The following is a 17,838-nucleotide window of genomic DNA, read 5'->3' as shown; positions in this document are numbered from 1 at the left end:
AATAAGAAAGATATATTCTAAAGCATCCTTAGATTTAGGGTGCTTTTTTTTTCATGAAAATCAGCTAAAGATTAATAGCTACAAGCTAAGTGCTATCTCGCAATATTCTCACCCATCTTTACTTCCGTTTCCATATGATTTTTTGTATTCTCAATTAAATCGGGATCGATGGTTACTTTGTCCTTTTCAAAAATCAAAACTACAGTAGATCCACCATAGGCAAAATACCCCTTCTCATCTCCTTTATTGACATGTGAATATGGTTGGTAGGTTTGAATGATGCTACCCACCAAAGCAGCCCCAATTTCAGCCATCAGCACATCGCCATAGTTATCAGACTTTATAATATTGTATACACGCCTGTTTTGGCTTAAAATTTTAATATTCTTTTTCAGTGCCATCGGTGATACCGAAAAATAACGACCTTTTAAGGATTTTGATTTGGAAGCCGTACCACTTACTGGGAAATGAAATCTGTGGTAATCAGTTGGCGCTAATCGGACGATCACCATTGAACCACCCTCATATTTATCAGCTAAGTGTTTATCCCTTAAAAAATCGTGGAGTTTAAACTCCGAACCTTTGATGAAAAAAGATGGAACATGGTCTATGTCTTGAAATGCCAGGGCTTTACCATCGGCAGGCGAAACCAGCTTGTCACCAATGGTTCTTTTACCGTTTTTTAGTTTGCGGTAGAAAAAATCGTTAAAGCATTTAAAACCGTTCTCGCTGTGGTAGTCCGAAAGATCTATTTCATATTTCTCAATGAACTTGTTTACCTGGTTAACAGATAATGGACTGCTCATAAAATGACCAACTATGGTAGATGCCAATTTTCGTTTCAATAGAATATGCAAAGTAAGCTTTCCTCCCGGTGTGTAATACAACCAATTAAGTGCTCCTTTACCTACAACTTTTTCTTGTTTGACAGTATTAGTATTTCGTTCAACGTAATTTATAGCATTCATGTGTTTATAGCATCCATGTGTTTCGTATCAATCGGCATGCAAAATAACGCTAATTTTTCTGTTTTGTTACACGAAGAGGTTAAATACTTTAAGTTCCTTTATTAAATTAAAGATTATACGGTGGTACTGGATTAGGTTTAATAAGATGAAAGAGGATGGAATCGCTTTAAGCGATGTTATCCGTTTTTCTCTTGTTGAGGAACGACTTTCTTTGTTATTTTTATGAATAGCATCCTACCTCCTTCGTCGGCAAAGGATGCCATCCTAATAATCTATTGCATTACCCCATTTTCAACAATCACATCATAAAAATACCCCGAGCCAAAATCTTTATTCAGCATAACCGTTCCTTCGAAGGAGACAACCTGGTTAACCATGGGGGTTTGTTTGCTGGTGATGGTTAAATCAAAGTTGTTATTATGACTGGTGCCGTCCTGGATGTGGATCCAGTTTCGTCCCATAATGTTTTTATTCACCTTTACCACCTTTCCTTTAATCTCAATTTGCTTGTTGGCAAATTGCTGGGGATTCCGGAAAATTTGTGCGATGCTTAGCTCACCGGCCGATTTTAGAAGAGAAATATCCAGGTTTTGTGCAGGGCTTACTTTACCGGCATGTCCATGGGGAGCCTTCATCATAGGAGCAGGGTTTGCCTGTACCGAAGGATTAACTTGAGATAACGGTGTTTTACTGACGTGGTTGATAAAATCTACGCTTTCGAAATCCCTATTCAGCTCCTTGCTATGAAAGTCCGTCATCGTATGAACCTTATCGTAATAATATCGATCACCAGCCATGGCTTGGATTTTGCTTACGGCCACCCAACGAAGTGTGTTGTCTTCCTCCACATGCAAGTAGGTGTATTTAGAGGTTTGTATTACATCCTGAACCACAAAAACTTTATCGTCTCCGGTAATCGTTGTAACGGTGTTGGTGTCTTTATTTCTTCCGCAAGAAGCGATAAGCAAGACGAGTAATAATGTTTGAAATATCTTCATAATTTTTTTTTTGCTCTGGCCATGCCAGTTAAAACTTTTTCCTTAAATTTAAATATAATCTGTTTGAATTATTTTCCTCTTGGAACGTGGCTTCAAAATTAACAGACATGTATAGCTTTTTGTTGAAATGATATGATAAATCAACTTCACCAATACTTTGCTTAAGTTGTGTTGATGTATTCACGTAGTCGAATTTAACCCATCGATAGTTCAGGACACTATAGAGTTTTCCATTTAAAAGATTTTTCGACAACCGTCCCCCAAAGACTTGCCCATCCAAATAACCGGTTTGCATCATATTTCCGTTAAGAGTAAAGGAGGCATTTATAAAGGGCACGCTGGAATATGTGACATTGGCCGATAAAGTATTGTTGGCCCTGGGGTCTTCGTCTCTAGATCGGGTACCCGCACTGAAACCCAGGTTCATATATTTGATGGGCTTGTAGTTCAGCCTGAAACGATAACCTTGCCGGCTCGATTGTTGTATGATTTCATCGGCATAGTTTTGGAACGTTTTGTAGTAGATTACATTTTTACGGTTATCATACGAGCCAAAGAGTGATATTTTGCCCGAGAAGCGGTAACGTAAAGAGACATATAACCCAATAAGGTTCAATTCAGTTTTATCGGTGCCATCTTCCAGTTTATATAAGTCTAACTCCATCGATGAAAATAATGTCACATCCTTAATGATGGAGTTGCTGTGCTGAAGATAGACAAACCTACGATCGATATTTCCAGCATTACGTTGCTCAAAAATTGCGAACGAAGATTGCGCAAAACCATTGGTCACTTTTGACTGGTGTCCAATGTACGCTCCGTATTCAAGTAGGTCGGGATTAAAACCATAATCCTCGTAATCAGGTCTGCTACCCACAACAACACCAGTATATAAACTGTTCCATTGTTTTTGAAACTGGAAGCCATCCACTGCACCTACATTGGCAATTTTAGGGTTTATTTTACGACCAGTCCATAAAGAAGTAGCTTCGTTAAAATCATACTTTAAAGCTAAGCTGTAAATTTTTAAGGCATCGCTCAAATTATCTTTGACTCTGTCCCATTCTCCCGATTTATGCGTAAACGAGAGGTAGGTTTCAAAGGATACTTTTGAATCGGAGATATTTTTTGCATCCATCGAGAGCCTGTATCTATAACGGTGTGAGTTGTACTGGTCGGCTTCGGCAAAAGTGGAATAGGAGGAGAGGGATAATCGTCCCGAAAAATCACTCCGCCGGCTTCGTCTATTAGATTTATCTCCAACTTTGCTTAATGCTTGTTCGTTAATATCTTTTTCTATTATATCCTTTTCATGAATAGGAAAAACTGTTTTTTCTTTAATTGTAGCAAGCAATATATCGCCTACTTTAAAAGTGTTATCTCCAATCGGAACGCAAAGGCACGACATGGAGGATAGATGCATCACCAACAAAGCAGGAACCCTGACTTCATTTTTCATTGTATATAAAGTATCCCCTTTTTCTATCTTCTGGGTGCTTCCAAACTTCACATATACGTTTTGTCCCGTGATATAAGAAACCTCACCACTCAACAGTTCAACTTTGTTCTGAGAATTCAGATTGTCCATTACCGATGTCATGAGCAGGAACAAGCTTAAGAATAGGATATGTTTATTTTGCCTGGTCATTAATTCGTATTTTTTCCTGTTGGATGACAGTTGAAGCAATTGACACTATCGTATATATAACCAGCTACTTCATTGTGCTTGGTATTCATCTCAGTCTGATTGTGTTCATGGCAAACAGTACAAGAGAACATGGCATAACTTGATGGTTCTGTATGACATTCGGTACAGTTGTTCCACTTTTCGCGATGTGCTCCGGAATAGATGGGAAAATATTGGTTGTCGTGGTCAAAGGTGCTTGGTGTCCACGCGCTTTCGGAGTGACATGTTTCACAATCTGTTGAAAACTGAGCTGTAACATGATTGGGATCATTAGTGGAATTATAGTCTGCGGAGTGACAGCCAAAGCAAGAATTGGGTGTATTGTTGTAATCGCCTTGATGACATAAATAACAATCAGCTGATACCACAGCATGAGCTCCATTTAAAGCATGGTACTCATTATGGTTTGGAAAAGATGCGGGATCCCAGCCTGGTCCTGTTTCGTGGCAATCGTCACAATTGTTGGATAATCCAATAGATGCATGGTTGGGATTTAGGGTAGCATAGTATTCGGTTAAATGGCAGCTTGAACAAAGTGTTGATGTGCTTGCAAACCCGGAAGTATGACAAGCGTTACAGTCTGCCGAGGTATGCGATCCTGTTAACGGAAAAGCCGTTGCATTATGGTCAAAGCCCGATTCGGCGTCACCTGTTGGGTGGCAGGCAAAGCATGAGGTGCTTGCATAGGTGTATCCACTAATTCCCTGATGCTCATTATCAGTTTCGGAACGGTTATGTTCATGGCAATCGATACAGCTGAACAAGGCGTAGTTTTCGGGCTGGGTATGGCAGTCTGTACAATGGTTCCATTCCCCCTTATGTTCACCCGAATAAATAGGGAAAAATGGGTCATGATCCCTGAATTCGGCTGGTTTCCAGTCTGGATCAGTGGTGTGGCATTGGGTACAGTCGTAATCAAAATCAAGGCTTTGATGTGATGGATTGGTAGTCAAAGTATAATCGCTTAGGTGGCAGCTAAAACAATCGGTCGAAAGTGGTTCGGTTAGGTTGTTGGTATGACAGGCTGCACAATCGTTTAATGCATGTCCTTTGGTCAACGGGAAAAAAGCGTGGTTGATACCTGATGCCGACCATTCAAAGGCATCAATCCGGTGGCAGTCGATACAATTGGTCGAAAAGCCTGTTTGCACATGGTTGGGATTTGTAGTAGCTTGATAATCTTTTTGATGGCAATCGATACATTCCGAACCCAGCGGTTCGAATTGCAAATGGGAAGCAGCGGTGTGGCAATCGGCACAATCGACCACCTTATGGGCGCCCAACAAAGGGAAACGGCTTTGTTCATGCAATTCTAAGGTGTTTTGAACCAACCAGGAATTTGTCTCGTGACAGCGGTTACAGTCCAGGCCAACGGTACCTGCATGAAGGTCGGTATGGCAGCTCACACAGCTGCTTTGTGCTTCAGAAAAAGCAAGACTTGTGTGGCAATCGGTACATCTGGCAAAGCGATGTTGGCCAGTGAGCACAAAGCCTGTCGAGTCGTGGTTAAAACTGGTTGACACAAAACTCCAGTCCTCGGTACTGTGGCACGTTCTGCAATCCGTTCCCTTCTCGAAACCGTGTGGGTTTTTCTGTGCAAAGCCTGCTACAGCGATACATACAAACAGTATGTTTAATGACACTTTGAACATGATATATCGTCGAATTTGTAAACAATGTAGTTCTCAACCAATCCATCCGTTAAGGTGTGGCATCTATAACATTCTAAAGTGGCGTGTTTGCCATCTAAAACGAATCGTGTATTATTATGGTCAAATTTCTCAGGCTTCCAACTAGTAAAAACGTGGCAACGTTCACATTTATTTTCCCCATTCTCAATAAATTGTTTAAAATGTATGTCGGTATGGCAAGTTACACATGAAGGATCCATGCCGGAGAATTGTTGATTCAGTCCATTTTCATCTTCCGAAAAATGACAATTGCGACAGGATACTTCCTGATGTCTGCCTTGAAGTTGATAATTTGTTTGGTTATGGTCGAATTGAATTTCGCTCCATTTAATTACCGTATGACAGCATTGGCAATTGTTTTCGGGCAGATATTTTTCGGGTAATACATCTTGATGAAAATTATCGTGGCATCGGATGCATTTGTTTTCGGCAAAAGTAAAATTCCACCCTGTTTCTGTTTTATGACAGGCAATACAAGGCGTTGCCAGATGAGCTCCTTCCAACGGAAAGTCGGTAAAGTTATGCTTTTCGATGGTATAGGTGGATGGAGCAAAGCCTTCAACGGTATGGCATTCGGCACAATCGGGCGAAGCACCTTTTTTTGCAAATTGTCTCTCGTGATAATCGCTATGGCAATCGTTACACCTGCCGTGTTTAAGTGTTGCGGTTAAGCTTTGGGTGTGACAATCCCTGCAATCGATATATTGATGTCTGCCTTTTAAGGGGAAATTTGTCATGTCATGATTAAAGCTATCCAAACCTTTCACTTGATGGAACGAAAACTCACTGTGGCACTTACGACAATCATTTCCAAACTTGCCGTTATGGATATCGGTATGGCAGTCGGTACAGTTAGCATAGTTTATTCCGGAGAACTTCTGAAATTCCTGATCGTTTTGAGTAATGATAGGATGACATTGTTCGCAATCGACGGTTTGGTGTTTGCCGATTAAGGGATAATGGGTTTGTGCATGGTCGAATCCGGGGGCAGGCCGGAAAGAATCCTGGTTGTGACAATCAAGGCAGGAGTTAGATAAGGTGCTCTGATGAAAATCGGCATGGCAAGAAAGACATTCTGTTCCTAACCCCAGATAGGATATACCGCTCTTTTTTTTGGAAATTTTATGTGTTATTAAGTCTTGCTTATGACATTCGGTACAATTGATAACGTTATGCTTTCCTTCCAGTTTGTAACCGCTTAAGTCATGGTTGAATTTATCTTTGTCAAAACGGGTAATTTCAAAATTGCGACCAAAGTGTTCGCCATGGCATTTGGCACATTTTTTACTTTCCACTTTCGAAGAAGCATGATAACCTTTTCCCTGATCGATGAGGGATTGGATTTCGGTATGGCATTCCAAACATTTGGATGTGGTTTCCTTTTGGTTAAGAACATGGCATTTGGTGCAGTTCGCAAGTCCTTCGAGATGTGCATGGACTTTAGATAGTTCGCCGGGTGACAGCTGGGCATAGGAATTGAGCGCTTGTAAAAGCAAACCGAGTAAAAGTAAGTATTTCCTTGCTATTTTAACCATGCTTACACTATAGAACGGACTTACAGCCCTCTTTTTTGTTTTATGGATTGCCCAGGGTTGAAACCCTGGACTGTTAAAACCTGACCTTACAGGCCAGTACTTTACAACACTTTAATGTGCTGAAACAAATATAAGAGACGAATTAGGGTTGTCTCAAAAGTTAATATTTTGATATAACTTACAAATTATAAGCGCCTTGTAAATGGCTCTTCCCATTTGCTCCTGAGAGTAAGGGGAAGTACCGCACCATAGGTGTGGGGATGGGGATTTTTTTAGCCTTTGAGCTTTAAATCCGCAGGTTCTACGGTTAATTACAACGCTTTTAAGACAACCCTAATTTAATCACTATACAGAATGGCTTTAGCCATGGCTTAATAAACTCAATAATTGGACTTTTACAGACTACTGCCATGTTTTAAGCCAATTAAGGTTTCATCCTATGCACCAACTTAATAAGGAGGTGTTAAAGGATGTGTTTAACACCCTTACTTCTTCTTCGTCAGTATTGCTTCCCCAAACTTTTTGGTGATATTGATACCTGCATTTTTAAGGAATTGGATTGGAAGCTCACCTCCGGCAAAAATGTACACCAAATCGTTCTTTAATTCCTTGATCTCACCACTTTCAATTTTTATTTTAACCAGCTTTTCTTCTATAGAAACCAGGTTTGAATTCAATATCAGATTTAATTGTTTTTGGGTCACCGCATCTTGAATCTTTTGATTGTTTTTGGGCTTTAACCTTGAAAATTTATCTTTTCTATAGGAAAGGGTTACGCGGTTTTGCTCCATCAACAGCAATGAAGATTCTATAGCGGAATCTCCTCCACCCACTACAACCACGTTTTTATCTTTTATCATTTCTGATTCGATTAAACGGTAGGCAACTTTTTGAGAAACTTCCCCGGGAATTCCCAGTTTTCGAGGTGACCCTCTGCGGCCAATCGTTAACAACACTTTTTTAGTGGTATACGATTCGCCATTTTTAACGATAACTTCGAACCCATTATTATGAGGTTTAATCTCTTCAACTTTTTTATTTTCGTGGATTATGATGTTGTTTTTGTCAAGTACCTCATTCCAAAGCGTTAATAGCTTGTCTTTGCTGGTTTCAAAGAGTTTAACTTTGCCATGTAACGGCAGATCCATGGGCGAAGTCATCACAATTTTTGCACGGGGAAAGGTATAAACCGTACCTCCCAAAGAATCCTGTTCCAGGGTCAGGTATTTTAATCCTAATTTTTGGGCCTGTAAGGAGGCAGAAATACCCGCCGGGCCAGCGCCTACAATAACCAGGTCATACTCCAAAGAGCCGTTTCCTTTGATATTCTTAGCCAGATTTTCAACTGCTTGCTTACCTTGCTCCACTGCATTCTTGATAAGTCCCATACCGCCCATTTCACCAGCTATATATATACCTTTCACATTGGTTTCGAAACTTTGGTCAACATGGGGTAAATCCACCCCTCTTTTTTCTGTTCCTATGTGTAGTGAAATAGCTTCTGTAGGGCAGGCGTGGAAACAAGCCCCATGTCCGATGCATTGGCTGGCATTGATAGCTGTGGCTTTCCCGTTTCGGATGCCCAGGATATCCTTTTCGGGACAGGCTTTTATACAGGCGCCGCTCTGAATACATGAGTTAACATCCACAACGGGATGCAGAGAAACAGGTTCGTGCAGTCCTTCCTGCTTGGCAACTTCTATTTTGGCTTCTACGGTTTTGGTTCTGCGGCGAAGCTTTAGCAGGTATGCACCAAATACAACTGCCACGAAAATCGCCACAACTCCATATACCAATATTTCTTCCAAAAAAACGCCCATGTCAAAAAATCCAAGTGTATCCAAATAAAGCAACCACCGCTACATGTATAACCATTATCACCAACATTATCAATGCAAAAGGAAGATGTATCACATGCCAGTGTTCCAGGAATTTATGCATGGTTTCGAGCCATGCTATTCTGCGTGTGAGTACAATTTCGGCACTGATAATTTTGATCATCCTTTTGCAAACTTTTTTACTGAGGTTATGCTGCAGTAGTTCTTGCTTGATATTTCGTCTTAATATTTTTTCAAATCGTAGTCGTTGTCTCATCTTCGAAAAGAATGATCCTTGATATAAATCTTCTTCCGAAACAAATGCGTTACTCAGAAAAGAAATTAAATCATCTTCTAAAGCGAATTTTTCTTTTAGGTCCGAGAAAAAAGAAGTTTTTTTGTGGCTAAGCTCACTCAAATTCAGTTCCCGGCCTTCGATGGTGCGAGGAATTTGAAGATAGATAAAACGCCCAACAACCCCGCTGGCGACAACAGCCACCATGCTCCAAAAACTAATGGCTACCAGGCCGCCAAACTTGAATGCTGTATGGTATAGAACCAGGAAGGGACCTAATGTGCAAAGGAAAATATGGAACTCAAGCCAATGTTTTAGCAGGCCAAGCCGGGATAGACTTCTGAACCTTTTTCGGGCCATATAGCCAAAAACACCCACAAGCATCATAAACGAACCTGTTATGCCCAATCCATGACCCACAAACCCGCTGGGTTTTAATATTTCGTTTTGATCGTGGAAGAAACGTTCTTCAAGGTTGGTTTGATAGTAGTTTGCCCCGTAAATACCAACAGCCAGCGTAACAGCGAGAGCAATTACTGTTAATGTAAGAAGATATATTCGGTGAGCTATTGGAGACATGATTATTGATGTAACGGTATCATCTAAATTTACACATTTATTCCTGTAAACAGGAACGAACAATTAAGGTATTTAAGTATTTGTAATAATTCTAAGTTGTTTGTTACGCGTATAATTTAGATCAAGGACTAGAATTGTCGATTCTACGAAGGCTGACCTTTATACACAAAAAAGGCTGTCCTCGCATGAAAACAGCCTTAGTTTTTTGTGAAATAGCGTTTTGTTGCCCCTACAAATTGATGGTGTTTAAATGTAGGCCTTCGCTTTGAATCGATCTGGCAAATTTAACAGCAGGCTTGCCAAAAACCATCATATAACCGATTTTGTGATCCTCAGGAATTCCTAAAGCGGTTTTAAGTTCAGGAGCAATATGTTCAAATACAGCTTTTAAAAAGCCATTCCAAAGCGTCCCAATCCCCATTGTATTTGCCATCAGCTCAAAATAACTCAATGAGATAATACAATCGGCCACGCCATTCGGATTAGCTTCGGCAGCGGATGCTATGATTAAATTTGGTGCATTTCGGAATAAAACATCAATTCCTTTTTCTTCCCATAAAGTCTGGAAATTACCATACATGGCTAATGCAGGAGACAGATTTTCCTTTTCCTTTCTGATGGCATCATAAACCAACTGTCTTACTTTTGACAACTGCTCTGTAGTCTCTGTTACTGAAATCAAAACTTGATTCTTGTTATGTCCTGTTGGAGCATATGCAGCTGTTTCAACCAGCTTATCCAAGAGATCTTTGCTTATTTCCTCTTTTTTAAATTTACGGATGGAGCGTCTGGTTTTAATCAAGTTGCCCATTTCAATTGAAGAAGGTACCTCTCCATCAACAGGTACGCTCTCATCCGGTTTTTTGCCAAAAATAGATAATGCGCCTGTTGGACAAACAGCCAAGCAGTGCTGACATTTAATACAGTTTTTCTCCTTCCCTTCTTTGATTTCAGGAATCCCTTTTTTACCGTTGATAATTAATGTTGGGCATTCTTTTGAACATATACCACATTGGGTACATAAAGCTTTGTCTATCTTAAAATCTAACATTATCCTAATTGTATTTCTGTTGCTTCGTAAAAACTCAGCTCCGATTCTTTTTCCAACCATTCTTTTGAAACTTTACCAAATCGGGCAATATGATCGGTTGCCAAATGAGCCTCTAACTTTTCCTTTGTTTCCCATCTTTCAAACAGGAAGTATGCTGATGAACCATCGCCTTTGGGGTGGATTTCATATGAAATACATCCATCTTCTTTTCGAGTAGTTTCTGCCAACTGATTAAACGCGACAAGGAAATTCTCTTGGTGCACCTTTGTTGGATAAAAATTGACTGTTACTATTATCATGATTGAATAATTTTACATGGATTATTTAATGGATGGCAAAGGTGAGAAAAATATCAAAAGTATCACACAAAATAAACTGACAAGATTTACTCGAGTAACAAATGAAACAGGTAAATGGTCTCTAGTAATTTAAGAATAATACTTTTCATCGCTCGCTCTTTTCTACCTAAAGTGGGCCGTTCGATTGGACTCCTTTAGGAGACTTAGAAGTGTGTGTTGGACTATTTATTTAGGCGCAATTTCCCTCATTTAAAACCTGTAAATCTTGGTAATCCTGTCTGAGTTACCGCACAAAATGGGTAAAAACCTTTTGCTCTTGTTCGGGTGCTTCTACTTTATCTCTACCGTATTCAATTAATTGTAGAAGGTAAGCCATGTTTTTACCAAGAACTCTCATGATTTGCACACCTTCTTCATCCTGATGGACATCTCCTGGGAGGGTACCGTGAATAACATTCCAATAGTTGGAAGTGGGTAGCATCATCTCAGAATAGTTCAAATAATTATTCATTTCGTTAAAAGCAGGAAGACCTCCCGAGCGTCGCACTGCAGCAATGGATGCGCCTACTTTATGTCGGAATAAATTGCCGTTTGAGCCTGAAACATAAAAGGCTCTGTCCAGGAACGCTTTGATATTGGCACTTAAAGATGCATAATGCACAGGTGAACCTAACAGTATTCCATCGGCTTCTTTCATTTTTTTAATCCACAGATTTACATCATCGTTTTTGATAATACATTTCTCATCCTGGTTATCACGACACTTGTTACAAGCCAAACATCCTTTGATACCTTTGTTTCCCAAATGGATAATTTCTGTTTCAATACCTTTTTCCTCCAATTGTTTGCAAACCATTTTCAAGGCATGCCAGGTATTCCCTTCTTTTTTGGGGCTTCCGTTAAATGCTACTACTTTCATCCCATAAGTTTTCAAATGTGTAAACGCCATTGGGTACTTCCCAAAACTTCCCATCCACATATCGGCGGTTTTTATTTAAGGACTTGATTTTCACCATTTCTTCGTCGCTTAAAGTAATATTTGTAGCCTCTAAGTTTTGTTTTAAACGGTTGGGGTTAACCGATTTAGGAATGACAGAGATGTTGCGATGGATTGCGTTGGCTAGAATTACCTGGGCAACGGAACAACCTTTGTTCTCTGCCATTTCTTTAATGATGGTATCTTCCAATAATACAGGTTCATCAGCTGCTTTTAATCCCTGAGGTCTGTCCGAAGAACCCAAAGGAGAGTATGCCGTCACATGAATATTATTCTGTTGGCAGAAGTACACCAAATTATCCTGCTGCAAATAGGGGTGAAGCTCAACTTGGTTTAATTCGGGCTTAATAACAGAATTGCCGATGAGCGATTTTAACTTTTTTGCGCTAAAATTACTTACCCCAATGTGTTTGGTCAATCCAGCGTTTACGGCATCTTCCATGCCCGCCCAGGTGTTCTCAATTGGTTGTTCTTGCAGCGAGAGGTAATGCTCCGCTTTTGTTGCATTGGGCACTTCGTGTTTAAAGGCGATAGGCCAATGGATCAAGTATAAATCTAAAAAATCCAGTCTTAAGTCTTTCAGTGTGTTTTCCAAAGCCGGAATAACATTTTTGCGCCCATGGTTGTTGTTCCAAAGTTTAGATGTGACCCATAATTCTTCACGGCTTACCATTTCATTGGCCATACAATCCTGAATGGCCTTGCCTACTTCTTTTTCGTTGCCATACACAGCGGCACAGTCAATATGGCGGTAACCAATCCGAATGGCTTCTACAACAGCACTGTATACTTCTCCTGGTGCAGACTTCCATGTTCCCAGGCCAAGGATGGGCATGGTATCGCTGTTGCTAAATGTTAGTGTTTTCATTTTGTGTTAATTATAAGGTTTGTTTGTTTACTCTGGCTTAAACTTTTTATCTTCGCGTTAAATTTAATGGATTAAGATGGAAAAAGATAATTGCAGTAACGATATCATCAATTATAACGGAAAAGAGTTTACCTGTTCTTTAGCTTTTACGCTGCAATTGATTGGAGATAAATACAAGTCATTAATCCTTTTTCATTTAAAAGATGGAGAAATGCGTTCGGGCGAACTTCAGAAAACCATCAGTGGTATTTCAAACCGCATGTTTACTTTTTCCATCAGGGCATTGGAAAAAGATGGGTTGGTAAAACGCAAAGTATATCCCGAAGTGCCTCCAAAGGTGGTTTATGAATTAACGGATGCCGCAGAAACAATTATCCCCATTATCCTTGAACTGGATAAATGGGGACAAAATTTTGCAAAAGAAAATCACTTATATGCGCCTGGCGAGTAGTGTAACTCGTACGAGTGCGAATAAATTTCAAACACTACACCAAAAGGATCTTCCACATAACACATTCGGTATGGCTTATCGCCGGGATAATATTCACGGATAGGCATACGCTGTTTTCCACCATTTTCCACCACCTTATTCACCAAACCTTCCACATCAGGGTCCTGAACGGAGAAATGGAACAAGCCGGTTTTAAAAGGTTCGAAGGTGGGTTGCGTGTCTTTGCTTTGTTTAAACTCGAACAACTCGACACCAATCCTGTCGCCGGTTGAAAGGTGTGCGATGCGGAACTTTCCCCACCCCTCGCCAAACACATCGATACACATCTGGCCGATGGCCGTTTCGTTTTCCTCAACCACGTCGGTTGGAGGCATTATCACATAAAACCCCATTACCTCAGTGTAGAATTTTACTGCCTGGTCTAAATCAGGTACTGTAATCCCGATATGCGAAAATGCTTTCGGATAAGTCTTGTTTTCTTTTTCCATCACTTTTTCTTTGGCTTGTGCACCGCTTAGTAACAAGCTAATGCCCAGCATTAATAATATTGTCTTGTTTTTCATTGTTGTTTATTATTGAATGCAATTTTAGGCTATCCCAAAGTATAAAACAATATCGCACATGGCTTGCACATAGTTACATAGGTGTGTTAAAAGCTGGTTGTTAGCATGGTGTGGCAATATTAAAAGTTGTTAAAGGTTAAGCCTATAAACCTGTAAGTCGCAAAAATAACTTTCCTGCATTAACATTGTCTATGGCCACTTGAGGCAAGTTTCGGTTGCCATCCATGTATTAAACCCGCAATATGCATTAGAAATTCTATTACACATTGAAATTACTTTAAAACAAGACACTTCGTTGCATCACTTCAACTCACCAGAACGATGTTATGCCTCGTTTCAGTAATGCCTTGTTTTATTGTACTTGCAATGCTCATGACGAACCTCCAATACATAATCCGGGTTTAAAGTTGAATTTCATAAGAGAGATTTTCCATTGCCCGTTTTCCTAAATCAAATCAAAATTGTAACTTCCCACAAAAGTCCATACATTTCCACCTTGGGCTTCTAAAAAATGGGTGGCTGTTCCGTAGCAAAAAACGTGGGATGTTTTCCCGTTCACGGTAGTAATAAAATTACCTACTTGATGATGCGTATGTTTAAAACCGGACAAGGCAGTTTTCCAGCTTCCGGTTATTTCTTTTGGGGAAAGTACCGTTGCGGGATTGCCATTCAGGGAGGAATAATCGAGTTCCACTTTCGAAGCAAAAATAGATTCCACTTCTTTCCATTTTCTGTCATCAGTTGCAACAAATAACCTTGTCACTTTTTCGTTGATAGTTTCCATTTTCTGCGCTTTTAGAATTATGGATAGAACCATTAAAATTCCAATTAATAAAGTTCTTATTTTTCATACTTTAGATGGTAACATCTTTTTTTGTTACCGCATTAATTGCAATATAACGCGATAACGGTATCGTGTAAATAGTTTTTTTAGTTCTGTGTCTCAGTTTTGTTATACGCTTTCCAAACTAAAATTAGGCATCCTTTCCATCATACTCACTTCGATGCTCAGGAATCCGTATTCTTCAACGACAGTGCCTTCGATAATATAACAACCTGGCCCACGGAAAGGATATATTTGCGCAACAGGAGGGAAGTGGACTGTATCCAGCCAATGCCCGTCCAGGTCTATCCAGGTACCGAAAAACATGGTTTTGCCGTTGGAGGTGCGGGTAGGTTTACGGTGAATAAGATATCCAACAATACGAACCAGTTTGCCAATAAGTTGTGGCAGATGGCAGGCTTTTAGGGAGGAGGGGAGCTCGTCTTGTACCAATTCAAAGGGCGAGCGAATAGACAAGCCCAGTAACTCCATCTCGTCAAAAGCATCCTCCAGGCGGTGTTTCCAGAGTGTGGGAAGCTGAAATTCTTTTACCTCGGCTTGGAAAAGGGTGCGTTCGGGTTTGGTCTTTTTGTTGTGCCCCAAAAGAAAGTGGGCGTCCCAAAGCAGCTCCTTTTTGCCGGTACCGGTAAAACGGAAAGCGCCAATGCGGATAAGGATAGATAATTGCTCCAAGCTGATGGGAACTCGTTTAACGAAATCACGAAGGTGAAGAAAGTTGCCGTGTAAGCCTCTTTCGTTTAAGAAGCTTCTGACGACTTCTTTTTCCAGATCCCTCAGTAAGTAAAAGCCCAGGAAAATGGTGTTTCCACGGATGGTATTTTCCCAATGACTGCGATTGATACAAGGTACTTCAATTATAGCCCCATGCATCACGGCATCGTGAAGGTAAAGTTGTGGAGAATAAAAACCGCCACCATTGTTGAGCGTGGCCACCATATACTCCAAAGGGTAATAAGCTTTGAGATATAGCGCCTGGAAGCTTTCTACCGCGTAACTGGCCGAGTGACCCTTGGCAAAGGCGTAGTTGGCAAAGCTTTCTATCTGCCGCCAAATGTTCTGAACCACATCATCGGGATAACCTTTTTGTTGGCAGTTGGCAAAAAACTTGTTCCGCACCTTCCCAAACTCGTTTCTTTGTTTGAATTTCCACGACATGCCCCTTCGCAGCACATCGGCTTCATCAAGGGCCAGTCCGGCAAAGTAATGGGCTACCTTAATCACATCCTCCTGGTATACCATTACGCCATAGGTTTCTTCCAGAATTTCGTACAATGCAGGCAAGGCTTTTTGAGCTTCTTCTCGTTTTTTCTTGTTCTGAAAACGGATAATATATTCACGCATCATCCCGCTTTTGGCCACCCCTGGCCTGATGATGGAGCTGGCTGCCACCAAACGCTTGTAGTCTTCGGCTTTGAGCTTGGTGAGCAGCATACGCATGGCTGGCGATTCAATATAAAAACATCCGATGGCTTGACCTTTTTTCAGCATTTGTTTTACTTTGGGGTCTTCCATAAACACCTTGGTGTTGTTGATGTCGATGTCGATTCCATGGTTTTCCTTGATGATGCCCAGCGTATCTTTTATCTTGCCCAACCCTCGTTGGCTTAGAATATCAAATTTATGCAGGCCAAGATCTTCGGCAATATACATGTCGAACTGAGTGGAAGGAAAGCCTTTGGGCAACAGCTCAGTGGCCGAATAATTACTGATGGGTTCTTCGGAAATGAGGATGCCGCTGGAGTGAATGCTGGGATGGCTGGGGAAATCGGCGATGTATGCACTGTAACGAATCACCCATTTGCCATATTCGTCAGCCAGGTCAGGATCGGGGTTTCTTTGCAGGCGGGTAATCTCCTCCTCGGGCAAACCGAATACTTTGCCTATCTCCCTAAAAGCCGATTTATGGTTAAAGGTGATAAAAGTGCCCAGTAAAACGGTGCGGTCCCATCCGTATTTGTCAAACAAATAACGGGTTACATCGTCACGGTCGGTCCACGAAAAATCAATGTCAAAGTCGGGAGGCGAGGTGCGATGTGTGTTGATAAAGCGCTCGAAGTATAAGTCAAGCTCTACGGGGTCAACATTGGTGATGCGTAATAGGTAAGCCACCAAACTGTTGGCGCCGCTTCCCCGTCCCACATGGTAATAGCCTCTGCTAAGTGCATACTGAACCAGATCCCAATTGATAAGGAAGTAAGCACAAAAATCTAGTTCCCTGATCACGCTTAATTCTTTGTCTAAACGGGTTAACACTTTATCGCTGACCGTGTCATACCTATATTGCAGACCTTTGTGGGCTTCAGCTTTTAATCGTTGAAAATCTTCTTCCTCGGAGCTGGTGAATAGCTTTTTGTTTTTGTTGGTTTTAAACGTGAACTCCATGCTGCAAGCATCCAGCAAATATTGGGTATTGGCGATTATTTGTGGATAGTTCTCGTAAATAGAACGCAGCTCGGCATGGCTTTTATATTGGTTGTCGAAACTGGCCTGTTCGTTTTTGTCTAGCTTGCTCAGCAAGGTGTTCTTATCAATGGCACGTAACAAACGGTGGATATTGTAATCCCGTTTATTGCGAAAGGTGGCCGTTTGCAGTACGACTAATTTGTTCAGGTGTTTTTTCCAGGGACTAAAAGGTAAATTCCTTAGGTCTTGAGGGCTAATCCCTATGTACTCGTAATCTTCCAGTTTTCGGAGTTGGGACTGAAAAGGATATACCACAAAAACATGCAGAAAGTGATCCGGCGCATCGGGTTCAAATTTCTGTTTGTGATGTAGGTGAGGGGTGATAAATTCGTTGAGCTCTCTAAAACCATCGGCATTTTTGGCGATAGCCACGTATTGCTGCTGTGCTCCGTTTCGGATATCTACCCCAACAACCGGACGAATATTGTGTTCCGGTGCTAAACGGACAAAATCGAGGCTGACAGCCGTATTGTTGATATCGGTGAGTGCCACCACGGAATGCCCCCCTTGGGAGACTTCCTCTAGCAGTTCTTCTACCGACAGTGCCCCGTATTTAAAACTATAATATGAATGACAATTTAAAAGCATCCTTAATCTTAAGAAATATCACTAAAGCAATGGGTTCGTAAAAAACATTAAGACCAATAGCCAACGGCCAAAAACTAATAGCCAATAGCTTTTTACTAATGACCGTTGACTAAAGTATTCTGACTGAAGACTGTTGGCGAAACT

General features: G+C 40.9%; 15 protein-coding genes. 1 reads left to right on the top strand and 14 read right to left on the bottom strand.

Translation table 11 applies throughout. The annotated features are described in order from the left end of the window. Nucleotides 1–92: 92 nt before the first annotated feature. The 11 genes from ACRD64_RS05550 to ACRD64_RS05500 form a co-directional block, all read right to left on the bottom strand. Entirely contained in the window at nt 93–968 is an 876-nt protein-coding gene (locus ACRD64_RS05550; protein ID WP_430932235.1) for a phosphatidylserine decarboxylase, read from the bottom strand. A gap of 272 nt (nt 969–1,240) precedes the next feature. Then, the gene (locus ACRD64_RS05545; RefSeq protein ID WP_430932234.1) at nt 1,241–1,966 is read right to left on the bottom strand and encodes a hypothetical protein; all 726 of its coding nucleotides are present in this window, start codon (nt 1,964–1,966) and stop codon (nt 1,241–1,243) included. Nucleotides 1,967–1,994: 28 nt separating this feature from the next. After that, entirely contained in the window at nt 1,995–3,614 is a 1,620-nt protein-coding gene (locus ACRD64_RS05540) for a hypothetical protein (protein ID WP_430932233.1), read from the bottom strand. Continuing rightward, on the bottom strand, nt 3,614–5,305 hold the full coding sequence (locus tag ACRD64_RS05535; protein WP_430932232.1) for a hypothetical protein: 1,692 nt from the start codon (nt 5,303–5,305) through the stop codon (nt 3,614–3,616). The genes ACRD64_RS05540 and ACRD64_RS05535 overlap by 1 nt, the downstream gene beginning before the upstream one ends. After that, complete coding sequence (locus tag ACRD64_RS05530) at nt 5,287–6,879, bottom strand: hypothetical protein (protein ID WP_430932231.1); 1,593 nt, start codon at nt 6,877–6,879, stop codon at nt 5,287–5,289. The genes ACRD64_RS05535 and ACRD64_RS05530 overlap by 19 nt, the downstream gene beginning before the upstream one ends. A 485-nt stretch (nt 6,880–7,364) precedes the next feature. After that, the gene (locus tag ACRD64_RS05525) at nt 7,365–8,699 is read right to left on the bottom strand and encodes an NAD(P)-binding domain-containing protein (protein ID WP_430932230.1); all 1,335 of its coding nucleotides are present in this window, start codon (nt 8,697–8,699) and stop codon (nt 7,365–7,367) included. A gap of 1 nt (nt 8,700) precedes the next feature. Next, nucleotides 8,701–9,570 (bottom strand): hypothetical protein, encoded by an 870-nt coding sequence (locus tag ACRD64_RS05520; protein ID WP_430932229.1) that lies wholly within the window; start codon nt 9,568–9,570, stop codon nt 8,701–8,703. A gap of 229 nt (nt 9,571–9,799) precedes the next feature. Then, nucleotides 9,800–10,621 carry a nitroreductase family protein gene (locus tag ACRD64_RS05515; RefSeq protein WP_430932228.1) on the bottom strand — a complete coding sequence of 274 codons (822 nt, stop codon included), beginning with the start codon at nt 10,619–10,621 and terminating at the stop codon, nt 9,800–9,802. Then, the gene (locus ACRD64_RS05510) at nt 10,621–10,920 is read right to left on the bottom strand and encodes a putative quinol monooxygenase (protein ID WP_430932227.1); all 300 of its coding nucleotides are present in this window, start codon (nt 10,918–10,920) and stop codon (nt 10,621–10,623) included. Before ACRD64_RS05510 ends, ACRD64_RS05515 begins: the two co-directional genes overlap by 1 nt. 283 nt (nt 10,921–11,203) lie before the next feature. Then, nucleotides 11,204–11,839, bottom strand: a complete 636-nt coding sequence (locus ACRD64_RS05505; RefSeq protein ID WP_430932226.1) for a flavodoxin family protein — start codon at nt 11,837–11,839, stop codon at nt 11,204–11,206. Continuing rightward, the gene (locus ACRD64_RS05500) at nt 11,820–12,785 is read right to left on the bottom strand and encodes an aldo/keto reductase (RefSeq protein ID WP_430932225.1); all 966 of its coding nucleotides are present in this window, start codon (nt 12,783–12,785) and stop codon (nt 11,820–11,822) included. Before ACRD64_RS05500 ends, ACRD64_RS05505 begins: the two co-directional genes overlap by 20 nt. 76 nt (nt 12,786–12,861) lie before the next feature. On the opposite strand from ACRD64_RS05500, the gene ACRD64_RS05495 reads away from it, so the two are divergent. Then, nucleotides 12,862–13,236 carry a winged helix-turn-helix transcriptional regulator gene (locus ACRD64_RS05495; protein WP_430932224.1) on the top strand — a complete coding sequence of 125 codons (375 nt, stop codon included), beginning with the start codon at nt 12,862–12,864 and terminating at the stop codon, nt 13,234–13,236. On the opposite strand, the gene ACRD64_RS05490 is transcribed toward ACRD64_RS05495, so the two are convergent. The 3 genes from ACRD64_RS05490 to ACRD64_RS05480 form a co-directional block, all read right to left on the bottom strand. Then, nucleotides 13,212–13,799 carry a lactoylglutathione lyase family protein gene (locus tag ACRD64_RS05490; RefSeq protein ID WP_430932223.1) on the bottom strand — a complete coding sequence of 196 codons (588 nt, stop codon included), beginning with the start codon at nt 13,797–13,799 and terminating at the stop codon, nt 13,212–13,214. The genes ACRD64_RS05495 and ACRD64_RS05490 overlap by 25 nt on opposite strands. A gap of 445 nt (nt 13,800–14,244) precedes the next feature. Then, nucleotides 14,245–14,583, bottom strand: coding sequence for a nuclear transport factor 2 family protein (locus ACRD64_RS05485; RefSeq protein ID WP_430932222.1), 339 nt, complete (start codon nt 14,581–14,583; stop codon nt 14,245–14,247). 168 nt (nt 14,584–14,751) lie between these two features. After that, nucleotides 14,752–17,694: a DNA polymerase III subunit alpha gene (locus ACRD64_RS05480; RefSeq protein WP_430932221.1), complete on the bottom strand. Its 2,943-nt coding sequence runs from the start codon at nt 17,692–17,694 to the stop codon at nt 14,752–14,754. Nucleotides 17,695–17,838: the final 144 nt, after the last annotated feature.

This window comes from Saccharicrinis sp. 156, assembly GCF_050589685.1.
Taxonomy (GTDB): domain Bacteria; phylum Bacteroidota; class Bacteroidia; order Bacteroidales; family Marinilabiliaceae; genus Saccharicrinis.
This window is presented reverse-complemented; position numbering and strand designations above follow the sequence as displayed.

Bases quoted from the DNA above. Each gene is read 5' to 3' on its own strand.
- ACRD64_RS05535 (WP_430932232.1), bottom strand. From the start codon at position 5,305: ATGTTCAAAGTGTCATTAAACATACTGTTTGTATGTATCGCTGTAGCA.
- ACRD64_RS05480 (WP_430932221.1), bottom strand. From the start codon at position 17,694: ATGCTTTTAAATTGTCATTCATATTATAGTTTTAAATACGGGGCACTG.
- ACRD64_RS05510 (WP_430932227.1), bottom strand. From the start codon at position 10,920: ATGATAATAGTAACAGTCAATTTTTATCCAACAAAGGTGCACCAAGAG.
- ACRD64_RS05485 (WP_430932222.1), bottom strand. From the start codon at position 14,583: ATGGAAACTATCAACGAAAAAGTGACAAGGTTATTTGTTGCAACTGAT.
- ACRD64_RS05495 (WP_430932224.1), top strand. From the start codon at position 12,862: ATGGAAAAAGATAATTGCAGTAACGATATCATCAATTATAACGGAAAA.
- ACRD64_RS05520 (WP_430932229.1), bottom strand. From the start codon at position 9,570: ATGTCTCCAATAGCTCACCGAATATATCTTCTTACATTAACAGTAATT.
- ACRD64_RS05515 (WP_430932228.1), bottom strand. From the start codon at position 10,621: ATGTTAGATTTTAAGATAGACAAAGCTTTATGTACCCAATGTGGTATA.
- ACRD64_RS05500 (WP_430932225.1), bottom strand. From the start codon at position 12,785: ATGAAAACACTAACATTTAGCAACAGCGATACCATGCCCATCCTTGGC.
- ACRD64_RS05530 (WP_430932231.1), bottom strand. From the start codon at position 6,879: ATGGTTAAAATAGCAAGGAAATACTTACTTTTACTCGGTTTGCTTTTA.
- ACRD64_RS05545 (WP_430932234.1), bottom strand. From the start codon at position 1,966: ATGAAGATATTTCAAACATTATTACTCGTCTTGCTTATCGCTTCTTGC.
- ACRD64_RS05540 (WP_430932233.1), bottom strand. From the start codon at position 3,614: ATGACCAGGCAAAATAAACATATCCTATTCTTAAGCTTGTTCCTGCTC.
- ACRD64_RS05490 (WP_430932223.1), bottom strand. From the start codon at position 13,799: ATGAAAAACAAGACAATATTATTAATGCTGGGCATTAGCTTGTTACTA.
- ACRD64_RS05505 (WP_430932226.1), bottom strand. From the start codon at position 11,839: ATGAAAGTAGTAGCATTTAACGGAAGCCCCAAAAAAGAAGGGAATACC.
- ACRD64_RS05550 (WP_430932235.1), bottom strand. From the start codon at position 968: ATGAATGCTATAAATTACGTTGAACGAAATACTAATACTGTCAAACAA.
- ACRD64_RS05525 (WP_430932230.1), bottom strand. From the start codon at position 8,699: ATGGGCGTTTTTTTGGAAGAAATATTGGTATATGGAGTTGTGGCGATT.